The organism is Paenibacillus sp. FSL L8-0470, from assembly GCF_038008625.1.
Taxonomy (GTDB): domain Bacteria; phylum Bacillota; class Bacilli; order Paenibacillales; family Paenibacillaceae; genus Paenibacillus_AQ.
The window spans coordinates 5,529,444-5,551,320 of sequence record NZ_JBBOZM010000001.1; the positions used below are offsets into that span (position 1 = coordinate 5,529,444).

The 21,877-nt window shown below is 47.1% G+C and carries 15 protein-coding genes and 1 pseudogene; 4 read left to right on the forward strand and 12 right to left on the reverse strand.

Annotated features, from left to right (window positions below; genetic code table 11):
* Nucleotides 1–60: 60 nt before the first annotated feature.
* A complete protein-coding gene (locus NST99_RS25260; RefSeq protein WP_341095307.1) occupies nt 61–834 on the reverse strand; it encodes a sialate O-acetylesterase in 774 nt (257 codons plus the stop codon).
* 123 nt (nt 835–957) lie between these two features.
* Here NST99_RS25260 and NST99_RS25265 point away from each other — a divergent pair, with 123 nt between their 5' ends.
* Nucleotides 958–1,839 carry an AraC family transcriptional regulator gene (locus NST99_RS25265; protein ID WP_341095309.1) on the forward strand — a complete coding sequence of 294 codons (882 nt, stop codon included), beginning with the start codon at nt 958–960 and terminating at the stop codon, nt 1,837–1,839.
* A 166-nt stretch (nt 1,840–2,005) separates the two neighbouring features.
* Here NST99_RS25265 and NST99_RS25270 read toward each other — a convergent pair whose 3' ends face one another.
* From NST99_RS25270 to NST99_RS25300, 7 genes and pseudogenes are all read right to left on the reverse strand, one after another.
* Nucleotides 2,006–2,239, reverse strand: coding sequence for a right-handed parallel beta-helix repeat-containing protein (locus NST99_RS25270; RefSeq protein ID WP_341097749.1), 234 nt, complete (start codon nt 2,237–2,239; stop codon nt 2,006–2,008).
* A gap of 73 nt (nt 2,240–2,312) precedes the next feature.
* Nucleotides 2,313–4,121: a hypothetical protein gene (locus NST99_RS25275; RefSeq protein ID WP_341095311.1), complete on the reverse strand. Its 1,809-nt coding sequence runs from the start codon at nt 4,119–4,121 to the stop codon at nt 2,313–2,315.
* Between the two features lie 78 nt (nt 4,122–4,199).
* A pseudogene (locus tag NST99_RS25280) lies at nt 4,200–4,547 on the reverse strand (formylglycine-generating enzyme family protein); the annotation flags it as partial.
* A gap of 53 nt (nt 4,548–4,600) precedes the next feature.
* Nucleotides 4,601–5,008: a hypothetical protein gene (locus NST99_RS25285; protein WP_341095313.1), complete on the reverse strand. Its 408-nt coding sequence runs from the start codon at nt 5,006–5,008 to the stop codon at nt 4,601–4,603.
* Nucleotides 5,009–5,397: 389 nt separating this feature from the next.
* Complete coding sequence (gene kduD / locus NST99_RS25290) at nt 5,398–6,153, reverse strand: 2-dehydro-3-deoxy-D-gluconate 5-dehydrogenase KduD (RefSeq protein ID WP_171717307.1); 756 nt, start codon at nt 6,151–6,153, stop codon at nt 5,398–5,400.
* 283 nt (nt 6,154–6,436) lie between these two features.
* Nucleotides 6,437–10,441 (reverse strand): NEW3 domain-containing protein, encoded by a 4,005-nt coding sequence (locus NST99_RS25295; protein WP_341095317.1) that lies wholly within the window; start codon nt 10,439–10,441, stop codon nt 6,437–6,439.
* A 157-nt stretch (nt 10,442–10,598) separates the two neighbouring features.
* Nucleotides 10,599–12,647, reverse strand: coding sequence for an alpha-L-rhamnosidase-related protein (locus tag NST99_RS25300; protein WP_341095319.1), 2,049 nt, complete (start codon nt 12,645–12,647; stop codon nt 10,599–10,601).
* Between the two features lie 83 nt (nt 12,648–12,730).
* Here NST99_RS25300 and NST99_RS25305 point away from each other — a divergent pair, with 83 nt between their 5' ends.
* Nucleotides 12,731–13,666 carry an AraC family transcriptional regulator gene (locus tag NST99_RS25305; protein WP_341095321.1) on the forward strand — a complete coding sequence of 312 codons (936 nt, stop codon included), beginning with the start codon at nt 12,731–12,733 and terminating at the stop codon, nt 13,664–13,666.
* 43 nt (nt 13,667–13,709) lie between these two features.
* On the opposite strand, the gene NST99_RS25310 is transcribed toward NST99_RS25305, so the two are convergent.
* Genes NST99_RS25310 through NST99_RS25320 form a run of 3 tightly spaced genes read right to left on the reverse strand, consistent with a single transcriptional unit; the run spans nt 13,710 to nt 16,741 of the window.
* Nucleotides 13,710–14,531, reverse strand: coding sequence for a carbohydrate ABC transporter permease (locus tag NST99_RS25310; protein WP_341095323.1), 822 nt, complete (start codon nt 14,529–14,531; stop codon nt 13,710–13,712).
* Nucleotides 14,528–15,397 (reverse strand): carbohydrate ABC transporter permease, encoded by an 870-nt coding sequence (locus tag NST99_RS25315; protein WP_341095325.1) that lies wholly within the window; start codon nt 15,395–15,397, stop codon nt 14,528–14,530. The genes NST99_RS25310 and NST99_RS25315 overlap by 4 nt, the downstream gene beginning before the upstream one ends.
* Before the next feature lie 33 nt (nt 15,398–15,430).
* Nucleotides 15,431–16,741, reverse strand: a complete 1,311-nt coding sequence (locus NST99_RS25320; RefSeq protein ID WP_341095327.1) for an ABC transporter substrate-binding protein — start codon at nt 16,739–16,741, stop codon at nt 15,431–15,433.
* A gap of 157 nt (nt 16,742–16,898) precedes the next feature.
* Here NST99_RS25320 and NST99_RS25325 point away from each other — a divergent pair, with 157 nt between their 5' ends.
* Together NST99_RS25325 and NST99_RS25330 are read left to right on the forward strand one after the other, a co-directional pair.
* Nucleotides 16,899–18,686, forward strand: a complete 1,788-nt coding sequence (locus NST99_RS25325) for a sensor histidine kinase (protein WP_341095329.1) — start codon at nt 16,899–16,901, stop codon at nt 18,684–18,686.
* Between the two features lie 4 nt (nt 18,687–18,690).
* Nucleotides 18,691–20,205: a response regulator gene (locus NST99_RS25330; protein WP_341095331.1), complete on the forward strand. Its 1,515-nt coding sequence runs from the start codon at nt 18,691–18,693 to the stop codon at nt 20,203–20,205.
* Nucleotides 20,206–20,276: 71 nt separating this feature from the next.
* Here the strand turns inward: NST99_RS25330 and NST99_RS25335 are convergent, their stop codons facing one another.
* Nucleotides 20,277–21,797 (reverse strand): glycoside hydrolase family 31 protein, encoded by a 1,521-nt coding sequence (locus NST99_RS25335; RefSeq protein WP_341095333.1) that lies wholly within the window; start codon nt 21,795–21,797, stop codon nt 20,277–20,279.
* Nucleotides 21,798–21,877 lie beyond the last annotated feature (80 nt).

The window sequence follows — 21,877 nt, forward strand, 5'->3', positions numbered from 1 at the left end:
GAACTCTATTGGCACCGGCATCCTGGACCGAAGCATGTCAAGACAGAGCGAAAATTCATGTCACTCCTCCAAATTCAAGATATGAAGGGCAGTGTTCCTCCCCGCATCAGCGCCAGTGATATTATAAGCTTTCTGCGTGTAGTGGAAGGCATCTGACATCTGACCCTTCGCTGACATCTCTTCGAATTTGGCAGACACTAGAGTGGTGTTCGCATATTCCTTGCACAGCTCTGTTTGAGCCGCTTTAATTGGGTTATATAGCGCCGGCTGGTCTCTGTTGTTGCCGGTTCTGATGAGATAACAATGTTCAAGTCCGGCAGCAAGCATAGCCTCTATCATCAGGCTAAGCTTGAATTTATACTCCGCTGCACTCATCCCGAGATCACCGTCGGTCTCTCCCTGACACCAGACCATAAACTTATGCTTCACGCAATATCCGCTGCGCTCAAGATAACGGTCGGCTAAGTGAAAACGATCGATGGCATCATTCAAGAATGCCCCCTCCGGCTGCCATTGATTAATGGAAGTACCGCCTTTGGAACAAGACACGCCTACAACAGGACGGCTGGTTAGTTTGTAGTATTCTATAGCAAAAGCCGAAATCATCGACCCTGTTTTGATCGTTTCCGAAACGCCGCTGGCAGCATTATTCTCATTCACCCCAAACGGCTCCATAATCTCATATAACCTTGCGGGATCGGACATCGACCGGAATTCATACCCTGTTCCGGAAGGAACGACGGGGGCTTGCTCCGCTGTCCCTCTTCCTGCCATATTCGACTGTCCCATGAACATAACTAAATCTACTGTTTGTTGGTTCACTGATTCATCCATATTGAGCGACACTCCATTCCCCTCCGTAATCAATTTACAGTATGATTATACTCCCGCCTGGTTTAAGCGAGGTTGTGCTATAATGTAGCTAAATTGCGGTTTCAAGATTGCAAGGAGGGCATTATGCCGAAGATCATCCAGCCCCTTAACCTGGGAGCGAACGCATTTTTCTTAAAATATAAAAAAGAAACACGAAATGAGCATTGGCTGATGTCACATGCTCATCAGGGTTTAGAGCTCCTTTATATACATGAGGGGACGGGTACTGTAACCCTAGAGAGCCTGCAGTATGTGCTGCGTCAGAACACACTCTTTTGTTTCCAACCTTATCAACTGCATAAAGTTGATGTCCCCGCAATGGAGGGTTCCACTTACATCAGAACAAATCTCACCTTTGATCCCCACATCCTTGATCCTTATCTACAGCCGTACCCCCAATTGCAGGCTTTTTTGCAGAGCCTCATGAAAGGTTCACTCCAGCAACAAGTGTTTACAGTTTGCGAAGACCAAACTTTAGAAAATTTATTCACGAATTATAACAACACCCTGACTCTCTCCGGCGGCGAGCCGAGTGTAGAAGATCGGGTGCTGTTCCTCATCTCCCTGCTGAAGCATCTTCAACTGCACGTCTTCGGAATCCACGAAGGGCAATTTCCCTTAGACAAAAACTTAGGCCACGTCGAGAGAATAGTCGACTGGGTGGAAATGCATTTTAACCTGCCCTTATCACTGGAATCACTGTCTCAGGAGCTTCATTTATCTCCGTTTCATATTTCCCACTTATTCAGCCAGCATACCGGTATGACGTTGTCCGAATATCTGGCCGGTCGCCGTATCCGTGAAGCATGCGCATTGCTGGAGAATACAGATACCTCCATCAGGGAAATCGGCCGCATCGTCGGCGGCTTCAGTGCGCCGTATTTTTCTCAGCTGTTCAAAAAGCATAAGGGCTTAACACCTAATTCTTATCGAAAGGCAGTCAAGGAGATATACAGTAAGAATTAAGTTACAGTTTACAAACCAATATAATAACCGCAACGGCCGCAGCAAAATTAAACAAGCTGACACCGGTAGAGTACCGTTGCCAGCTGGCAGCCCAGGGTTTTTTTCACATGATAAAACTCAAATTATTGGTCAGCAAATTCCCTCTATTGAGTCCCTACTTTAACCCCTAGTTCTCCCTTGCATAAGCCTTATAAGCTATTCTACTCTTGGTAATATCATGAACATAATTATAATTGCTGTCGGTTGTGGCAATATCAAAATCATTATAAACTCCTCCACAAATATATACGGTATCCCCGGCGGACGCTACTGATTGCGCTTTCATAATGCTTTTAAAAGGTGCACTTTTGGTCCCTGAATTGCTGTCACTGCCGGTTGGAGAAATGTAATAGCTACACAGACTTTAGAGATTTGACTTGCAGAAATAGACGCAGATGTCATTGATTTCACCATAATTTCGCCTCCGATTATATTTATGGAATATAAAAATCTGCAAGCTGTTTATCTGTCAGTGGATACCCTGGCTGATCTTCAAATTCCATGACATATGCTTTCAACGTCTCATCAGGTTCAAGCGTCAAGTCCGTTGTGAAGGTTACAATTTGTGTGCCTTCAATTGTATTATCGATTTGCTCATTTGCATAAGCAGTACCTTTCAGTTCGCCATTAGCCTTATATACTTCTACTATTCCCCGGCCATAGGTAGTAAGGTCACCTTGCTTTGTCACTGACATGGATAATACTTTACCACTGTCATCCATATACACGTTGTTAATCACTAACGGATAAGAAACTGGAGTTACATACGGCTGGGGGTAAGCGCTATTCGGTGCATGCCCCAAACTTGTAATGGATGCAGGAACCGTATATGGAGTTTCATCTCTTACCCCTCTCAGTAAACCTGCTAATACTTTTGCCTGTGGTGTTTGAGGATCTGCATGAACTATAGCTTCTGCACCCTCAAAGAACATTTTGGCAAAATGATCCACACCTGCATCATTCGGATGTGTGCCGTCTACGCTTCCACCCTGTACTCCCCTGAAATAGTAATCCGTACTTGTAGCCTCTTTCCCCAAAAGCTCGCATAGCTGAGAATACCATGCCAGCGAAGGGCCATTAAGATCTACAAAGGCAATATCAGTCGCACCAATAGCCACTTTTTCTTCTACATATTGCTTACCGATCGCAGAGAAGCCGTCTAAAGTAGAAGTCCATTTATTTGTAGCTGCAGTGTATTGATAAGCCCGGTGGCGGTCGATTGGACCTACAACAATGAACTCGGCTCCCTTACTATGCACATAGTCATAATAATAGGAAATACCATTATAATATCCTGTTGGACCATCCGTTTTATGATTATGGCCAAACTCAAAAAATACATAATCGCCCGGCTGAATACGGTCTTTAAACTGATCAAAATGCGCCATACTGGAATAATCATCTAGACCGCTTTCTGCATGATTAGATACTGCAATATCAGGGCCTACATATTTGGACAGCGCCTGCCCGACACCAGAATAGTTCTGGAGCCTGAAGTAGGGGAGTGGGGCCAATTGGTCATTTACGGTGGAGTCCCCAAGCACCCACAGCGTTTTCCCATGCTCCAGCTGTTCAACCCTAGCCGAAGAAATCGCCGCATTTTCACCACTTACTGCAATATTTAACATAGTATCTACGTAGGTCCCGGTTACTTTGGAGTAAACATCCTGAACATTTACATTAAATTCATAGCTTAGACTTGTACCGGCAGGAATTAGCTTTTCTGTTAAATGAAAATGTCTTTTTTCCGAGAATAAATTGACGATAGAGTCCTTCTGAGGATCAGCACTTGTTAAAGTAACCTTTACTTTATAATAGGAATTTGGTGTAACATTTACTGCAAAGCGGATTGGTAAATCCGGCTGTGTGACAGCTACTGCATCATCATCAACGGTTCTCGGGTTTGACTTCAATGAAACCTGTTGAAGCTTGATCTCCTGTCCCTCCAGCATTACAAAGCCATCACTTCTGTTATCCTCTTTGTAGCCGTCAGGCCCTAATCCTAAAAAACCGTAGCCTCTCTCCTGAGTGTATGCTAAATTGGCAGGTACACTTATATAGCCCTTTTCGAAGCTTTTAGCCGGACCAAAATCAAACTTCCATTTGCTTGGCGTGCTGCTTGAGTCAGCAAATGCCGGTGCTGATATTATCATTAATACGGCTAAACTAATCATTATTGCGGACACACAGATTTTACTAATTTGACCAACACTGCTAAACAGGGAAGTCATTGATTTAACCATGAACACAACCTCCTATTTTGTGCTAACTATGCATTTTATCGCCCTTATACACCACCTCCTTTACCATTCGCATTAATCTCAATTTAGTTCCATCAGAACCCTGAAGCCTATGCCGGGAGAAGCCGCTTCAGCTTCCGCAGTATTACGGTAGGATGAGCGGACCATTGTAAAGTCGTCCCCCCAGGCGTTAGGCAGTTTCTGGCCCACTGGATGCGTAGTGTTATTCGCATTGTCCCCAAACCAGGCATACTCACGCAAAATAGCTTCGCTGTTTCCAAAGTTCCATGGCGTAGTTGTACCCGCACGTGCGGCATACTCCCATTGCGCCTCCGTAGGCAAGCTGAATTGCCGGCCGGTTATTTCTCGAAGCTTGGTTAACAGCCGCTTAGAATCAACCCAGCTGACACTGTCAACAGGTCGCTCATCACCTTGAAATTTACTTGGATTACTTCCCGTAAGTGCTGCCCATTGTTCCTGGGTTACCTCATATTTCCCAGATAAAACGGCTCAGTAATTGTGACTTGGTGTTCGGGAGTCTCGTCTCCCTCTCCTAAATACACAGCAGACCCCATGGTATATGATCCTGGTTGAATCAGAACAAACTCCATGCTCAGGCCATGCCCGATATCAATGCTTTCGGTTACCTGCAATGGAACAGCTTCCCCCGTTTGATCAGCTTTTATAGCTAAATCAGTGGAATGCTGGTGGTAGTAGTAGAATTGTCCGGCAGCTGCTGTACCTGCAACAATCAGGCATAGGATTAGGTAACGCTTGAATTTATCATTTATTTTCCTCAGCTCCTTTTCGCTTGGAATCTCAATGATACTCCTCACATACTCCAGCTCTGCAGCCGGTTGTTCCTCGCGCTTCAAATCGCGTTGTCCCATTTCATCCTGCAAAAGGATCGACCAAGCCAGCCACGCCAGCGCTTCGCTGCCGTAAAGTTGAGCGGCATAAGCCGTGATACCGGTTGCAAACAGGCAAGGTATACCCTTTTGGCACGGATCCAGTGAGGATACGTTGTTTCTCTTCCAGCGGGCCGCCTGATAGCATTATTATAATCCAGTTGGGATTAATCTAAATTGCGTTAAAATATAGCAAAATTGCTGATGGGTGAGCACAATTAGATAACAGGCCGTTCGCTCAGAAAGAACACCAACCGCTGCCGTATATCCTACCTAAAACCTAAAAACAAGGAGCTGCTCTTAAGCCATTTCATGGCTTATGGGCAGCTCCCTGTGATGTGTAAATGGTGAAAGTTATTGCTGTACTGGAATTATCTGGCCAGCCATCCGCCGTCTACATTAAGGATATGCCCGTTCAGATAGTCTGAAGCCGCAGAGGCCAGGAACACAGCAGGGCCCTTAACATCTTCAGCAGTTCCCCAACGTCCAGCAGGAATGCGGTCAAGGATTGAATCAGAACGGCTCTGTTCCGCTCGGATTGGGGCTGTGTTTTCAGTAGCCATATATCCTGGAGCGATGGCGTTAATGTTGAGGCCGGAACCTGCCCATTCGTTAGCGAAGGCTTTAGTCAGACCCGCTACGGCATGCTTGCTTGCAGTGTAGCCAGGTACGTTAATGCCGCCCTGGTAGGATAGCATGGAGCAGATGTTAATGATTTTACCGTTGCCTCTTTCGAGGAAGTGGCGGCCGGCGATCTGGGACAGCAGGAATACAGTGTTCTGGTTGAGGTTAATTACGTCAAACCAGTCTTTTTCGCTGTGATCCTTCGCGGGTGTACGGCGGATCATCCCTGCGCAGTTCACGAGGATGTCTACTTTACCTGTGAAGGCAACAGCTTCGTCGAACATGCCCTGCAGTTTAGTGTGATCGCTCAGGTCAGTGGCGATGCTGAGTGCTTTTACGCCAAAAGCTTCAGCAGCTGCTACGGTTTCGTCACTAGGGAACAGGGAAGCGGAGATGACATCTGCGCCTGCTTCTGCGAAGGCAAGAGCGATCCCTTGTCCAAGACCTTGGCCTGCGCCGGTTACGATTGCTGTTTTACCTGCTAAATTGAATAAAGATGACATTAATAATTCTCTCCTTTATTGATGCATGATTAAGTATCTCTGGTATGGAGAGCATTATGGAATCCCTCCGATGAATATACAGATTATTATAAGCCCGCTATGTTTATGAAAGGTTGTGCTATAATATAGCTAAATTGCGGTTTCGAGATTGTAACGGGAATCATATAATCATATATAAAAACATTACAGGGTTAACAACATGATTGCATATGCATAGGGCAGCCGATCACAATACATAATCAGCTGCCCCCTGTAAAGTACATTCTTTCATTAATTCACAATTTTACTTTTGGACCTTTACGGTCATCTTCAAGGTTTTGGTTTCACCCGCCGGATTACGCAACACGGCTTCGTATTCATAGATTCCCGGAGCTTTACCGGATACCACAGTTACTGCAGATTGGGCTCCTGGCGAGCGGGCTTCCAGCGTTTGCGTTTCTACCAATGTTCCATTCTCGTAAAGCACGTACTCTGTAGCGTTCGTGCCCCACCACAGATTCATGCTGACGTTATAATTACCGTCTCCGTCCCAATTATCGCTTGAGAGCACTGCCTGCCCCGGTGACGCGTCCATGACAGCTACAGTCAGCGGAGAACTCTTCGTCGTGCCCAGCGAATTGCTCAGTTCCCCGGTATAGACATAAGTGCCGTTTTTCTTGCCTGTAATGTCAATTCGCACGGCTTGGGCTGAAGGAGACTGGTCCGCCAGCGGAACTTCCTTAATCAGATTTCCATCCTCGTACAGCTTGAACCGGGTTCCGTTGTTGCCCCACCACAGATTCATGGTTACCGTGTAATCCCCGTCTCTTAGCCCGGTATCTTGTCCGTTGTTATCGGATAATACTGGAGTTCCTGGAGCACCGGTGGCCGGATTAGGATTTGTGTTGTCAGCGGGTGTAGCCGTAAAGGTTATCGTAATCGTCGAATCGGCATAGGTGTCACTCTTGAGCAGTATAAGCTGTGTTGCCGTACCGGATAACTTAGCCGTACCCTGATAGGTTAGTGTGGTGCCGGATAGTGAAGGATTTCCGTTTAATATGCCTTCGGAATCTGTGTATGCTCCAAGCGTATAGTTTGAATTGGTAACACTCGCAGGTGCGCCGGTAAGCGTACTGACATCCAAGGTGCCCTCGCTGGTGTCTGCAGCTGAAATATCAATATTATATGTCTGTGCAAAGGCGTTCCCCTTGTTCACAGTTAATATGCCGTTTACTTTTTCTCCTGCTTCATGAGTAGCTGTCTTAGCAGTCACAAGTCCGATTATAAAGGTGCCCGGCTTCGTAACCGTTAATGTCTTATGGTCTGCAGCAATTGCCCCCTCTCCGGTTGCAGCTCCGCCGGCCTCTATACTGAATGTCCGCTCTCCTGCGTTACTGTCAACGTCAAACAGACCACTGACTTCCGCGAGATTAATTGTATTCCCGTCGTAGGTAGTCACTGCACTCCCTGCAGTATTCGTTACCGGAGCTCTGGAGGTCGTATCCATTATGGTAAGCGTATAATCTACTGTACCTGCATCAGATAAGGCCATGCGAAAGGTATAAGTGCCCTTCTCCAGTCTGCTCAAGAGATCCCGGGTTAATTTGTATGTCTTCACATAATTTGAATCCAGAACTTCATAATCATCCCCATCGTTGAGACCTAACTCTATCTGCTTCCCTTCACTGTCAATAAGATACGTATTCCATACGGTCTTGTTAAACAGGACAACGGGAATCTTAATGACATTATCCGGATCATCCGCCTTTTCCGAATTCAGGTCATACGCCCCTGACGGTTGCACCAAATCCCCTTCAACCCTGACGCTGAAATTATCAAAGCTCCAGGCACTGGAACTGGCTCCCAGGCCGGCGTAACCGGTTGTCAGAGGGGAAGAAGAATCCGCAGCATCAATAACCGGAGTGCTATTGTTGTCAATGTATACCTGAATGCGGTTTCCAATATTGGCAACCTTCAAATGATGCCAGCTGCTTGCCGTTGTTGCAGTACTCAAGGCAGGGGCCTGATAGGTTCCGAGTATCGTACCCGCAGCACCTTTGACAAGGGTAAGCTGCCCGTTAATTCTCCAATACAGATAGTAGGTATCCTGACGGAAGCTGTTGTCCTGCGCAGCTTTTTTGAACATGAGTGTAGACCAGTTCGATAGATCATTACTTCGGGACACACCATCGTATCTGACATCAACCTCGTAGATTGCATCCATCCAGGTTCTTCCTGTTACAGAAGTCCGATACTCATTCCTTGTAGTCGAAGTTCCCGCGGTGGACGCCGTTTGCTTCAGCACCTTATTGCCGCTTTCATCAGCTACAGTCCAGGTGCCTGCCCCGGTGTCCGTCCAGCTTGTTTTCCCATTTGAGAAATCATCAGAGAACCCTTCCGGAATCACCGCCGGAATCACCGTGAACGGAGTGCTGATCTGCTTATTGTAAGACGTCCCGCCATCCGCAAATTGAACCTTTGTTGTTACAATATTATCTGTAACCGCTGCATTGTCCGGCACATGAATCTGCCATTGTATCGTCTTCGATTGACCTACTGCCAGCGATGCAATCGTGCGGGTATTTCCTGCCGCATGCACCGCTGACCATCCGCCCGGGACCTCGAGATTTACCGTTACATTGCTGACATTCTTAATGCCGCTATTCGTCAGAGTCGTAGTGATCGTCGTACTTTCTCCCGCAGGTACCGAAGCACCGGGTGTAGCAATGCTCACAGCAGGAATGGCCTCTGCATCCGTAGCCGGAATGACTTTATATAACATCGCCCCATGGGCCGGAACGTTGATAGAATAGCTTCCGGTGAAGGAGCCTACGTACTCTTTTGCCCACAAGTCCCTAACATTGTACGTGTCCGCCGGGGCCAGGCCTATCTCCGGGTCAGCAAATTCGAAGTTAATATTAGCTGCGCTGCCGTTACGGTTAAATAAGGCGACATACTTCGAACCATCCGCTGCATCCGAGACCCATTTGGTGATATTTCCGGCATCATAAAACGATTTCTGATTCGTGCCCTCCTGATTAACAGCAATCGCTTCCTTGTTGGTGAGCAGTTCAAACGTAAACTGATCCATTTCATTGCTCATGTCCAGCTTGTATAAGACTCCGCCCATAATAATCGGCGAGCGCGCAATCAAATGCAGGGTCATAGAAGTAGCAGCTTCGTCTTTGGTAAGCTTGCTTGAACGATAGGGATTATTGGTCTTGTCTTTCAATGTCCCGAACGGCAGCATATCCAGATCCATATATTTGCCCGGTTTGGTATAGGTATACTGCGCGTAGTCCTTCGCTGGAGTAAACAGCTTGTTCACATCAGCCCAAGTATCCCATACATCGGCACTGGCACGCATGGTGTCCAACTGGCTCAGGATATTATCCACACGTTCACCAGTTAATCCTCTTCCAGGCGAACCGTTTATAACGATATCGCTGCCGGCAATTTCTCTGGCTTTAGCATACCCCTCAATATCGGCCTGGCGATACGGGGGAGTCCCGTTCGGATATGCAGTATATTTGGCATTTGTACTGTCGTTCAGATCATCTATCTTAATTAAATCGACGCCCCAGTCCTCCCATAATTGGAACAGAGACACATAGTAAGCCAGGGCTTCATTTGGATAATCATCCCAATTCAATCCATAATTATCATTTGACCAGGCACAAATATCATTGATATTGGTAATCTGTGCTCCTGTAAGCCGGGTAAGCTGCTGTCCGGTAGCTGAAGCTGTTGCTGCAGTCGCCCCAGGCTCTATTGTAACCGCTGAATTATTCGCAGCTCTGGGAATCCCCCTCGTAGCATAGATGCCAAGCTTTAATCCCTCGCTGTGAATATAGTCGGCAAGCGGCTTTAACCCGTCCGTTCTCCCGTCCCCGTCCGCATCAGCGTTAGCAGACGGAAATCTCACAGCTCCCGGAACCGGCCGTCCATATTCATCAACAAGCACCACTCCGCTTCCGCCCTGGTTATTCCACCAGCCTCCATCCAGATTAATATAGAGGTATCCGCTGTCCTTCATATTTGCAGCCATATAATCTGCAACCGCTTTCACATTTGCTTCATTTAAATCCGTGCTGTCATAGAAAGAATCAAATGAGTTCCAGCCCATAATAGGTGCGTCGACGATTGGGCCAGCCGGTGTAATAGGGGATGCCTCTGCTCCTGCAAAGCCTGTAAAGGGTGAAAGTCCCCCCGTCAGACTAAGTATCATCACCATTACGAATAATCTTCCGGCAACACGCTTTACTATCGCCACAGTTCCCAAGGCTTGCTTCCTTTTTTGTTCTTTCAAATTTTACCATCCTTTCACATTTTCGGCATATAACTCTCAATTACATGTCTGAAATGTCATAGCGCGGTGTCCTAAGACCCCTACATCTTACTTGACAGTCCTTCTGTAAGGAATGGAAAATACGAACCTGCCGCATGTAAAATGTGAACATGTATCCTCAATCTTTGAGCCGGATTTCCAGCCATTCCCCATCTGCAGGGATAACCGCTTCGTGTGGTTGTCCATTTGTCCGGTATCTAAGCAGGCCTTGTCCGGTCGTAGACCGGACGCGGATCCGCTGTTCATTCATATCGACTTCAACTTCTCCATCTGCAATCGGGACCGTTCCCTTTAACCATTCCAAACCGCCAAGATGAGGCTCTACGATGAATACAGCATAACCCGGCTCACAGGGTTTGACCCCAAGGAAATATTTGCCCAGCAGATAAATAGGACTTGCCCCCCATGCGTGACACAGGCTCTTTCCATACGGCATTCCATACATTCCATAGTGAGTATCACCCGTTTGGGTTGGATCGTACTCTTCCCAGAATGTAGTTGCCCCTAAATCAATCATTCCGCCCCAATAGGACAACATCTCATTGCGGACGTACTCACGCTGCCCGCTCTCACATAGGACAGCTAATTCATGAAAGCGCATGTATGGAGTCCGGATCTGCGGAACCTCCGGATTCAGCATAACATTACGAATGACGCTGTCCCGTTGTTCAGCAGATAAATAATCATAAGACATGGCGAACATGTTGGCATGCTTGGTTAACTCCGGCAGGGTCTCTCCATCCACGCGATGATGAAGCAGGCCGCCTTTGTCCTTATCCCAGAACAGATGAAGCGTTGCTGCTATAATCTCTTCTGCGAGCTTTCCGTAAGAGGCTGAAGCCTCGTCATCCCCAAGCAAGCCGGCAAATTGGCACATGGCTTCAAGCCCGCGTGATAACAGAATCTGTTCCGTACTCACTGCACCCTCGTTAGAGAAATCTGCCCAATCCACGAATACCCAGTCCTGCGGCCGGCCTACGATCAACCCCTCTTCATTCCTCTGCTGGAGGCAGAAATCCATAAGTGACACCGCACGGTTGTAGTTCACTCTAATGAAATCCAGATCACCGGTGTACATATAATAATCATACAAAGAAATGAACCAGTACAAAGAATAGTCCAGAATTGTGTTAATATGCATGGTCAGAGGATCTTTACCTCTTAGCGCCACAAGTGTTCTGCGGGTTACGTCAAGATCAAAGAAGCTGTAATAGTTCATGAGGAAAGCCTGATATGCATCACCCGACCATACCCAGCGGTCACGTTTGATGCCATCCAGGAAAAATTCGCGTGTGTTTAAATGCAGCGTATAAAGTGACATATCATATATTTCATTAATTTTCGGGTCTGAGCACTGGAACGAACTCCGGTAGGTAACGGGAACATATTCATAGAGCATTGATACAGTTTGCCAGTGAACCTCTGCATCCGCTTGGACCCAGACATACCGGAAAGCTTTAGCATTCTTAAGCGTATAACTGCCTTCTTCTGTACCTGCGATCATGTCAGTAACATTGAATTCATCAATAAGGACACATTCATCCGGGGACAATGCCTCAGCTATGGATTCACCATAAGAAATGCTCAATTTCCCTTGTCCGCTCAAACCATGAAAGCGCAAGTATCCGAAGGTCTCCTTGCCGAAATCCAGTAAAGGAAATCCGTCTCTTAACTCAGAGAGAATGGGCTCTTGTGGAGTCAAGGCGAGCCGGAATTGAGAAGGAGGCTGGCCGGGTGAGTTAAATGTCCAGGAGCCTGCATTAACCCAGTCATTCTGATAAGATCTGACTTCCCATGATGAACTAGTACAGATATGATCGCCCTCAATGAATAAAGCCGGAACCTCTGTGTCATTAAATAAGCTTATCGAAATTTCATGCTTGCCAGCTGGCAGTAGGATTAGGGATTGATTATTCCGGTAGTTATCCTTCCCGTCAAGATATAGGGCAAATATCCCTTCGGCAGCGATTCTAATTGACTCCTCTTGGGGCAGATCATACGTAAACCGGAATTCAATATTAGAATAGTGGCGGTCCAGTCTCCAGTAAGAGGGATAGGCACCTTTACGTGCTGTTCGCTTGACAGCCATTTTTTCATTTAATCTAATCTCGAAATCTCCCGGATACCATATCCAGGTTGCCTGCTGCTCTTGTGCTGATTTTCCCACGTAGTATATCCCCTTTCGTTATTTTAATATCGATTGTATACTAAAGTCACTTTATATTGAGCTAGGGAGAAGTGACATTCAACATGGACTATAGTGACAAGCCTTGCAAGCCATATGAACGTTTAAAAAAGGCGGACAAAGCTCCCGCTTATCATTCGGATTTCATTGAGCATTTCCAGGGAAATTTCCCCCTCTTTGTAAACCGATACGAGGAGGGCTTTGAACTAAGGGAGCATAATCATGCCTATATTGAAGTTGTCTATGTCTTATCAGGTGAAGGCTTTCACTATATAGGCACCGGTGTAGAGAAAACCAGTAAAGGCAGCCTTTATATATTGCCGGTAGGCACTTCCCATCTGTTCCGGCCCACCAGCCCCGCGAATCCGCATAAACTTCTTGTTTACAATCTCTGCATACGGCCCGAATTCATTGATGAGCTTGCTTCCTGGATTGGATATTATGGTGACACTGAAGCCATATCCATATTTAAAGGCAGGTCAAATCCCCACCTTTCTCTTATGGATCAGAAAATGGAGTTAGCACATTTGTTTGAGCTGCTGCACAGGGAATACACGGCAAAGCTTTCCGGCTTTGAAGCCGGTCTTTTCTCGGGTGTTCTGCAGCTGTCGGTACAAATCCACAGGATGCTTACAAAAGCGCAGCATACTGAAGCTTCATTTCATGCAAATTCAAGCGGCAGAACCGAGCTTCTTCGTATCCTAAAGGAGATCGATATCCGCTTTACCGAGCCTCTGACGGTAGAGAACTTAGCTGCAGAGGCCGGAATGAGCAAGCGTAACTTCATTCGTTTGTTCCGTACAATAACAGGTATGAGCTTTTCTGAATATTTACAGCACAGACGGGTAGAACTGGCCTGTCAGTTGTTAAGGAATTCGGATCACACCATCAGCTCTATAAGCAGAATCATCGGCTACCGGGATGCAGCACATTTCCGGGAAGTGTTTCGTAGAGTCATGGGAAGTAATCCCCGGGATTATCGCATAAATAAAGAGAAATAATCTGCACCAAAAAGAGAGCCTTCCGGCTCTCTTTTGGATTTAGCTATCCTTTTACCGATCCTGCCGTCATGCCTTCAATGATATAACGCTGAAGGAAGAGGTATATGATCAGGATGGGCACCATGACGGACAACAAATCTGCGAATACAAACTGCCACTCGGTCCCATACTGTGACACGAAATTATAAACAGAGAATGGCAGCGTCCATTTATTACTGTCACTGATAATGTAAAGCGTGTTCAAAAAGTCATTCCATGCGTATATCGCTACAAATACGGTCACCGTCGCAATGGACGGCTTGAGCAGCGGGAAAATGATCCGGGTGAAGGTGTAGAAGCTGCCGGCTCCGTCAATCGTTGCCGCTTCATCAATCTCCCTTGGTAGCCCTTTCACGAAACCGCTCATAATGACGATGGTCAGCGGCAGATATAATGCGGTTAGGAAAAGGATAAGACCGATGAATTCACCGGAAATATGCAGCGCCTGCATCAGTTTTATGGTCGGGATCATCGACGGGGGTGCAATCATACCGGCAAAGAACACGAAAAACAAATACTGTACCCAGCTGCCATGACGCCGGGATATAAAGTAAGCGGTCATCGAGCCGGCGCCAACAGCCAGAATTACAGTGCCTACAGTTACGATTACGCTGTTCTTGAAGCCGTTCAGCAGCCGGCCTTCTATGAAGACCGTTTTATAGTTGGACCACATCCATTCGGTGGGCAGACTGAGACTAAGCTTTGCTGCTTCCGCCGGCGTTTTCAGTGAGCCCAGGAATACCAGCAGCAAAGGCAGAACAATGATAAGGCTGCCGAGTATCGCGATAACGGTCCGTAACAGCCAAGGGCCTAATTGCCTTTTCATGCAGCGTTCTCCCCTCTTTGCAGCAGCTTCATTAACGCGATGGATACGATACCTACGGAGACGAAGAGCACTACGTTGGCTGCGGTGCCGTATGCGTAAAGACCTGAGCCGAATTGCTTGTAGATATGAATGTTCATTACTTCGGTTGCTCCGCCTGGTCCGCCGCCTGTGGTGACATAGATCAATTCAAACGCCTTCATCGAGCCAATCATGCTCAGCATCACACTGGTAGACACCACCGGAGACAGCGTTGGGATAATTACATACCGGAGACGTTGAAAATAGGTCGTCCCATCAATAACGGCAGCTTCGAGCATATCCTTTGAGATTCCCTGTAAGCCTGCCAGGTACAGCGCCATAGACGAACCGGCCCATTGCCATACGTTAATAAATGCAACTGAATATAGGGCAATTTTGGGATCACCAAGCCAGTCTCTTTCCCAGGAAGAAAGACCGATCGCTCCTAACAGATGATTAAAGATCCCGTCCGGGTGAAGCACTGTTGTGAACATGTAACCGACAACCAGTGCACTGAGGATACAAGGCAGAAAATACATACTGCGGAAGAAATTCCGGCCGGCCAGCGGCGCATTCAGAAACAGGGCCAGCACAACCCCTACTCCATTTTGCAGAATCGTTACGATTGCCGCGTAAATCACCGTGTGCTTCATAATGGTATACAGAGCTTTGGAGCCGAACAGCTCCTTGAACTGATCCAGACCTATGAAATTAATTGTTTCTTTATAGGGGGACCAGTCCGTGAAAGAATAATAGAATCCGGACAACGTTGGATAAATGTACAGTACCGCGTATATAATCAGGGCCGGAGCGATCAGCCATACAGGATACATCTTTCGGTGCAGCATCGTTCCTCACCATCCTTCCATTAGGGCATATATTTAGAAGCCGGCCAGACCGGCTGCCTTTGCCCCTTTATTAAAGTTTGACTGCAGCGCTTCTGCAACATCCTTAGCCGACATTTGTCCGCCGTACATTTGCTGTAACAGGGATTGATAGTCGCCGATATCTACTGCTGCAAGTGAATTGAAGAATGGGGCCGCCTTGCCTTCTTCCACATAAGAATTCATATCTGATGTACCCGGATTCAGTTCAACATTGACCCCAGTCCAGGTTGGAATGGATTTGACCGAGCTGAAATACGTCGACAACTCCTCTTCGCTGGCAAAGAAATCGAGGAACCCTTTCGCGGCCTCCAGATTTTTGGATTTCTTCAATACATAAAGCCCATTCGGATCAGCTATCCCTGCAATGTTGTTGCCGCCCCAAGGCAGCGGGAACATTCCAATTTCCGCATCCGGAAATTTAGTGATAATCGGTTCAATCGCCCAGTCCGCTTCAAAGATCATCGCCGATTTGCCGGTAGCCACCTGTTCCAGTGACATATCATAGGTGCCGGAGAACAGATCCTTATTCAGGTATCCCTTTTCTTTAAGGTCGGCCTGCTTCTGGAGCGCATCTACGTATTCAGGCACTTCACCAAAGCTTGTCTGGTTAGCATTGATTTTGTCCATTAAATCCGGCTGTGAATTAATTACATTAGCCATAGCACTGAACGTATAGATCTGAAGCGGCCAGCCTTCTTTACCTGCTTCGTATACCGGGGTTATGCCCGCTGCTTTAATCTTGTCGCAGGCTGCAAGGAATTCTTCGTACGTTTGCGGAATTTGGATGCCGAGATCATTGAATACCTTTTTGTTATAGATAACTCCGGAAACACTGAGCCCGGTCACCGGTATGCCATACAGCTTCCCTTCACTTTTCAGGAAATATTTCGAAACAGCCGGGTTAATCCGGGATACATAATCTTCATTGCTGAGGTCCAGCAGATTCTTCTCAGGTGTCAGCTGCTTAATGCGTCCTGCCTGACTCCAGTAAAATAGCAAATCCGGCGCATCAGCTGTGGCCAGACGGGTATTTACAAGATCCTGGTAACTGTTAACCGGTGCGCTCTGAATATCCAGCTTGTTGCCTGTTTTGGCTTCATAATCATCAAACACCTGCTGCCACTTCTTCTCTTTCAGCCAGTCGCTGGCTACCAGTACCTTCAAGGTAACCGGCTTGCTTGCCTGCTCCTCTGTACCGGATGTTCCTGTTTGATTAACGGATGAATTATTATTCCCGCTGCCACAGGCAGACAAGAGCATGGTGCTTACCAAAAGCACGGCTGCAGATAAGTGAAACTTTCTCATTTGAACCCCTCCATTTATTAATCATTGGCGCTTTTATATAGTAACGCTCTTACTGTAAATGCGGAATGGAAAAAGTGAACCTGACTCCTGTAAAATCCGAACCTGCCGGTGATATCCCGATTTCATATGATAAACTACATTATGGGAGGGATTAGAATTGCAGCTTAGCATAAAAACACGGCTCTTTCTTAACTTTACATTGCTCAGTTCCATTTTAGTTGTCAGCAGTGCTTCTCTCTTTTACTATCAATCCTCGAAGGATTTAATAAGCCGGGTTGAAGAAACCAACAGACAGCAGCTGTACCGGTACCAAGAGGCACTTGATAACGTAATCGAAGATATGGACCGGATTTCAGCCCAGGTGATCTACAGCTCCGACATTAAGAATTATCTCTATGAAGGAATGAACGATGATTCATCGTTTCAAAACTTCTCCAAACGCCAAAAATATGAGGAACTGCTGCGGTCCTTCAATGGTCCATGGTTTATCGCCTCACAGATTAATATTATCGCCCGTGACGGTTTCTTTCTCACTTACGGCCAGAACATGGATACCGCCCATGATATCAAGAATCAGATCCAAAAAGCAGAGTGGCTTGGCGATGCCCTTAATCTGAGCGGCGATAAATTGCTGCTACCTCCTCATGTTAGTGAGTGGCAGGAAGACCATTCTGTGTACTTCTCACTAGTGCGGAGCTTTAATTTCCCTAACAATCAGCCTGAGGCAGTGGTCGAAATACAGCAGCCTCTCGAACTGTTATCAGATACTCTGGAGCTTGGCAGTAGTGAAGCGGACTCGGCTACGCATGTATATGTAATTAACGACAAAGGGGAAGTATTTTACCCTAATTCTGAAACCGCTGCCAGCCCTCCAGCTATTCCCCGGTGGCCTGGCAGCAATACAGAAATCATGATCTCAGACGGTAATACTAAAATGCTATGGAGCCAAATGAGGTCTGACTTCAGCGGACTAACCGTCCTAATCGAACAGCCAAAATCTGAGGTCATGGCACCGATCACCCATCTGCAGCGCATAACACTTATTCTGGCTGTATTTGGAGAAATCGTCTCGCTGATAATCGCCTATGCTCTCTCTGAGCGGATTGCCTCTCCGATCCGGTATTTGCAAAAGCGGCTGGAAAAACTGAACGTTGATAACGTCAATACGTCAAGTGTTGAAAAACTAAAAAATATTACAGAAATGAGTCTGCTGTACGAAACCTTTGAAGAGATGAAAGTCAGGCTAAATCATTCTCTGAGTGATGTGCTGCAGGCTCAAAAAAGAGAAAATGTAGCCCATTTACAGGCGATGTACGCTCAAATAAATCCTCATTTTCTATTCAACACCCTCACTGCCTTAGCATCTTACGCCGAAGAAACCGGATTCCGGGAATTCACACTGCTCACCCAGAAGCTCAGCAGCATGCTTCGCTATTCTACGAATTCAATGGCCGACTACGTTACGCTCAAGCAGGAGATTCATTATACCGTACAATATATGGAGCTAATGGAATTTCGGTATGATGGACAATTTTCATTCACTGTGGACGTTGATCCGTGTATGGAAGGGGAACAAGTGCCGAAATTTTTACTGCAGCCTTTGGTTGAGAATTCATTTGTACATGGCTTCAAGCATGCGCGTCCTCCATGGATGATTAACATTACAGTCACCACCTCAAGTACTGAGGCTTCAGCCTGGGAAATTAGAATCCGCGATAACGGTTCAGGGTTCACTGCTTCTGCATATGAGGATACTGTTACTCTTATCGATGAGCTCAATCAAGGAAAAATCCGGCAGCTTGACAAGCTGTCAACGAAGGGTCTGGGCCATATGGGAATTATCAATACCTTGACCCGCTGCCGCCTCTTCTGGAATTCAAACGTCAGCTTTGCCCTCAGCAATCGGAACGATGGTATGGAATTTACAATCACAGTCAGGAGGTAACCTTATGTTCCGGCTTATACTGGTAGAAGATGAACCCCGTATCCTGCGTTATTTGAAGGAGAAAATTAATCATTTAAGCTCCGATTTCAAAGTGGTCGGGATGTACAATAACGGAGAAGATGCGCTTGTGGAATTACATTGGACACAGCCGCATGCTGTGATCACCGATATACGGATGCCGGTCATGGACGGGATCGAGCTGATCGGGAAGGTCAGGCAAAAGCTGCCTGATATCCAGTGCGCAATTCTAAGCGGCCATGATGATTTTTCCTATCTCAGGGAGGCTATCAAACTCGGCATTACGGATTATCTTCTTAAGCCTGCTGCCGACGAGGAAATCAGTGACCTGCTATTCAAAATGAAAGACCGGTTAATGCTCAATCAGACGCTGCTGGAACGTGAAGTGACCAGACTTATTGTGGATTCGCCAGACATGCTCTTCAGCCAGGAATCCGCCTGGATGGAAGTCGCGCGCGAGCTTTTCTATTATGGGAACTACGTACTGATTTATGCCTGGTCGCCGGTTGGAGACATACCTGATGATTTCCAGACATTCTGCAGCAGTCTCCTAAACACAGGTGAAAAGTGTACACGTCTTCCTTCTCCAACTGCGGAAGCAATAATGCTGATCGGCGTCCACTCCTGGTCTAAGGATCGTCATCTGGAGTGGATTCATCTGATTACCCGTTCTCTACATAATACAGGTGCTACCTCTGTCCTGGCTTTCTCCCCGGCAGGTTTTGTGCCTATTCCGGAGCTGCTGGGCCGTTGCCGTAAGCTCGTTCCGCTCAAGAGCCGCTTTGAAGGACATTGTTTTGAGCTGGCCGATTCCACACTTGAAGAATTCCCTTTGCTTCTGGAGTCTCTGCAACCTGCATGGATGAGACTCGCGCACTTTATAATCAAGCAGCAGAAGCAATTATTTGTTAAAGAGATCGATACTCTGTTTGCCGGAGAATACCGTGAACAGCTTCCTGTGACACGAAGAGGCTGGGAGAAACTCCTGCTTCACATCTCCCATTCCCTGCACAGCCAGCTTACAAATTCGTCTGATTTTCACTTTGACCTTAAGCAAGCGATGGAGCAGGAGCTGACCGAAGAAGTATGGAAGCTGCGTACAATGGCCGAACTTCAAATGCAGGTACGGGAGATATGGAGCAGTTACTTTTTCCGTTCCGAACAAGAGCGGAATCTGCAGCGTGATTGGGCGAAGGATGCTAAACAGTACATTAATGATCATTTTCGTGAGAACATCTCTCTGCCAGGTATCGCTGATATCTTTGAACTGCATCCCGCCTATTTGAACAGGGTGTTTAAAAGAGCTTTTCAGCTGTCTATTTCAGATTATCTGGTTCAGCTGCGGATGGAAGCGGCCTGCCGTTTTATCCGGGAACACCCTTTCGTACTAATAAAGGACATTGCTGAGCATGTCGGTTATCTGGACCCTTATTATTTCAGCAAGGTCTTTAAGCAGCACACCGGTCTTAGTCCAAGCGATTACAAGAATAGCAGTATTTGAAAAAAAGGCCTTGGTTTTGACAACCAAGGCCGGCTTTCTCTTTATATGCATATTATCATTGCAGCTGAGTCTTACCCCTTCCGGTAATACGGAAGCCGGCTCAGAGGCACTTCAACTTCATGGATTATCGGCCCTTCCACCACGCTCCCGTCATCCCCGGTCCAGCTTCCTTCGGGAAAAACAATGCTGCGCTTACGTACATTTTTGTCTATGACCGGAGCAACGAGGATAGAGCTTCCCAGCATAAACTGGTCTTGAACAGGCTCAATGACTTGTCCGGGAAACTCATATGCCATATGGCGCATAATCGGCTCACCTGTGCGGGATGCATGCCGGGCAAGCTCAAGAATCTCATCACCATACTGAGCATGAAGCTTAGCTGCTTCTACGCAGTAGCCTAAATGGGTCTCATCCAGCAGCCGCCAAGGGGCCGCAGAAAACTGCATCATCGGGAATAGCGCTGAGCACTGAGCATAACGGACAAACAGCTCCGGATCAAACTGGGCCGAAGTAAAGCTCATGTATTCGCCTCCGCCAATCATATCCGGGCAGGTGTATGCATAACCCAGCAGACCCTGCGCCAGTCCGTCAGGGATCAAAGCATCAAGTCCGTTGCCTTGCCACTCATGGCTCTTATCCTTTAACCTCTGCACGAGCGGCTGTCCAGCCAGCTTCCAACAGGCACGGTATTCATTCAGCCTATACTTCAGGCCGACTCTAGCCCATGCTTCACTATGCCCGCTGCGGGTTGAAGGAATGAACGCCTGATCATCAGGCTCATAGAAATCCGCATCACCGGCATCCAGCTTGAAGCCGTCAACCCCATATTCGTGCTGCAACGTATCAAGCCGGTCGTGAATCCATTTCACAGCTTCGGGATTAGTACAATCCAGTACTGCACTATAACCGTTCCACCATTTGCGGATCGCGGTCTTTCCATCCCTGTCCTTCAAAAGCAGTTCAGCCAGTTCAAGCTTGCGGAACGTCAGCGAATCCGGGCTGATGAACGGACATACCCATAGCATCACCTGGAAGCCCATGGCGTGAAGCTCCTGCACCATCCGCGCTGGATCGGGGAATCTGCCGGAATGGAAGACCCAAGTGCCATAAGGCTCATGCCAGTTGTCATCAATCATGATGACCCCCGGAGGCATCCCGAGATCCAGTACCTTTCGGGCATACTGCAATACTTTTTCTTGAGTCGGCTCGTAGAGCAATTCGATCCACAGATTGTACTGCGGAGCGGTAAACAGCAGTTCTTCGGGTATGCCTGGAGCAGGCGGAAAGAAGGTTCGGGATACATGCCCGAACGCACCTCTTAAGCTGTCATATCCTTCTCCAGTAATTAGATCTCCCTTTCCGGCCACCGTCAGGTAATCCGGTTCAAACTGAAACTCAAACGGCTCTTCACTCCACAGATATCTTCCTTTACTGGATATCAGCAGCGGACAGGCCTGATTTCCGTGATGGTTCTCATCCAGATCAGCCTTGAACAAAGTAAGACCATAAGGCATGCTTCTGCCATCTGCAGTGCGGCCGCCCCACCAATATTCACCGGGGAGCAGTTTTATAAGCTGTTCAGATTTTGGCATTTGACTTCACTCCTTTATCTAAATCGATCTTACCTTTGGAGTGAAGCGGAGACAATCTAAAAGTTTTGCTTTATAATATA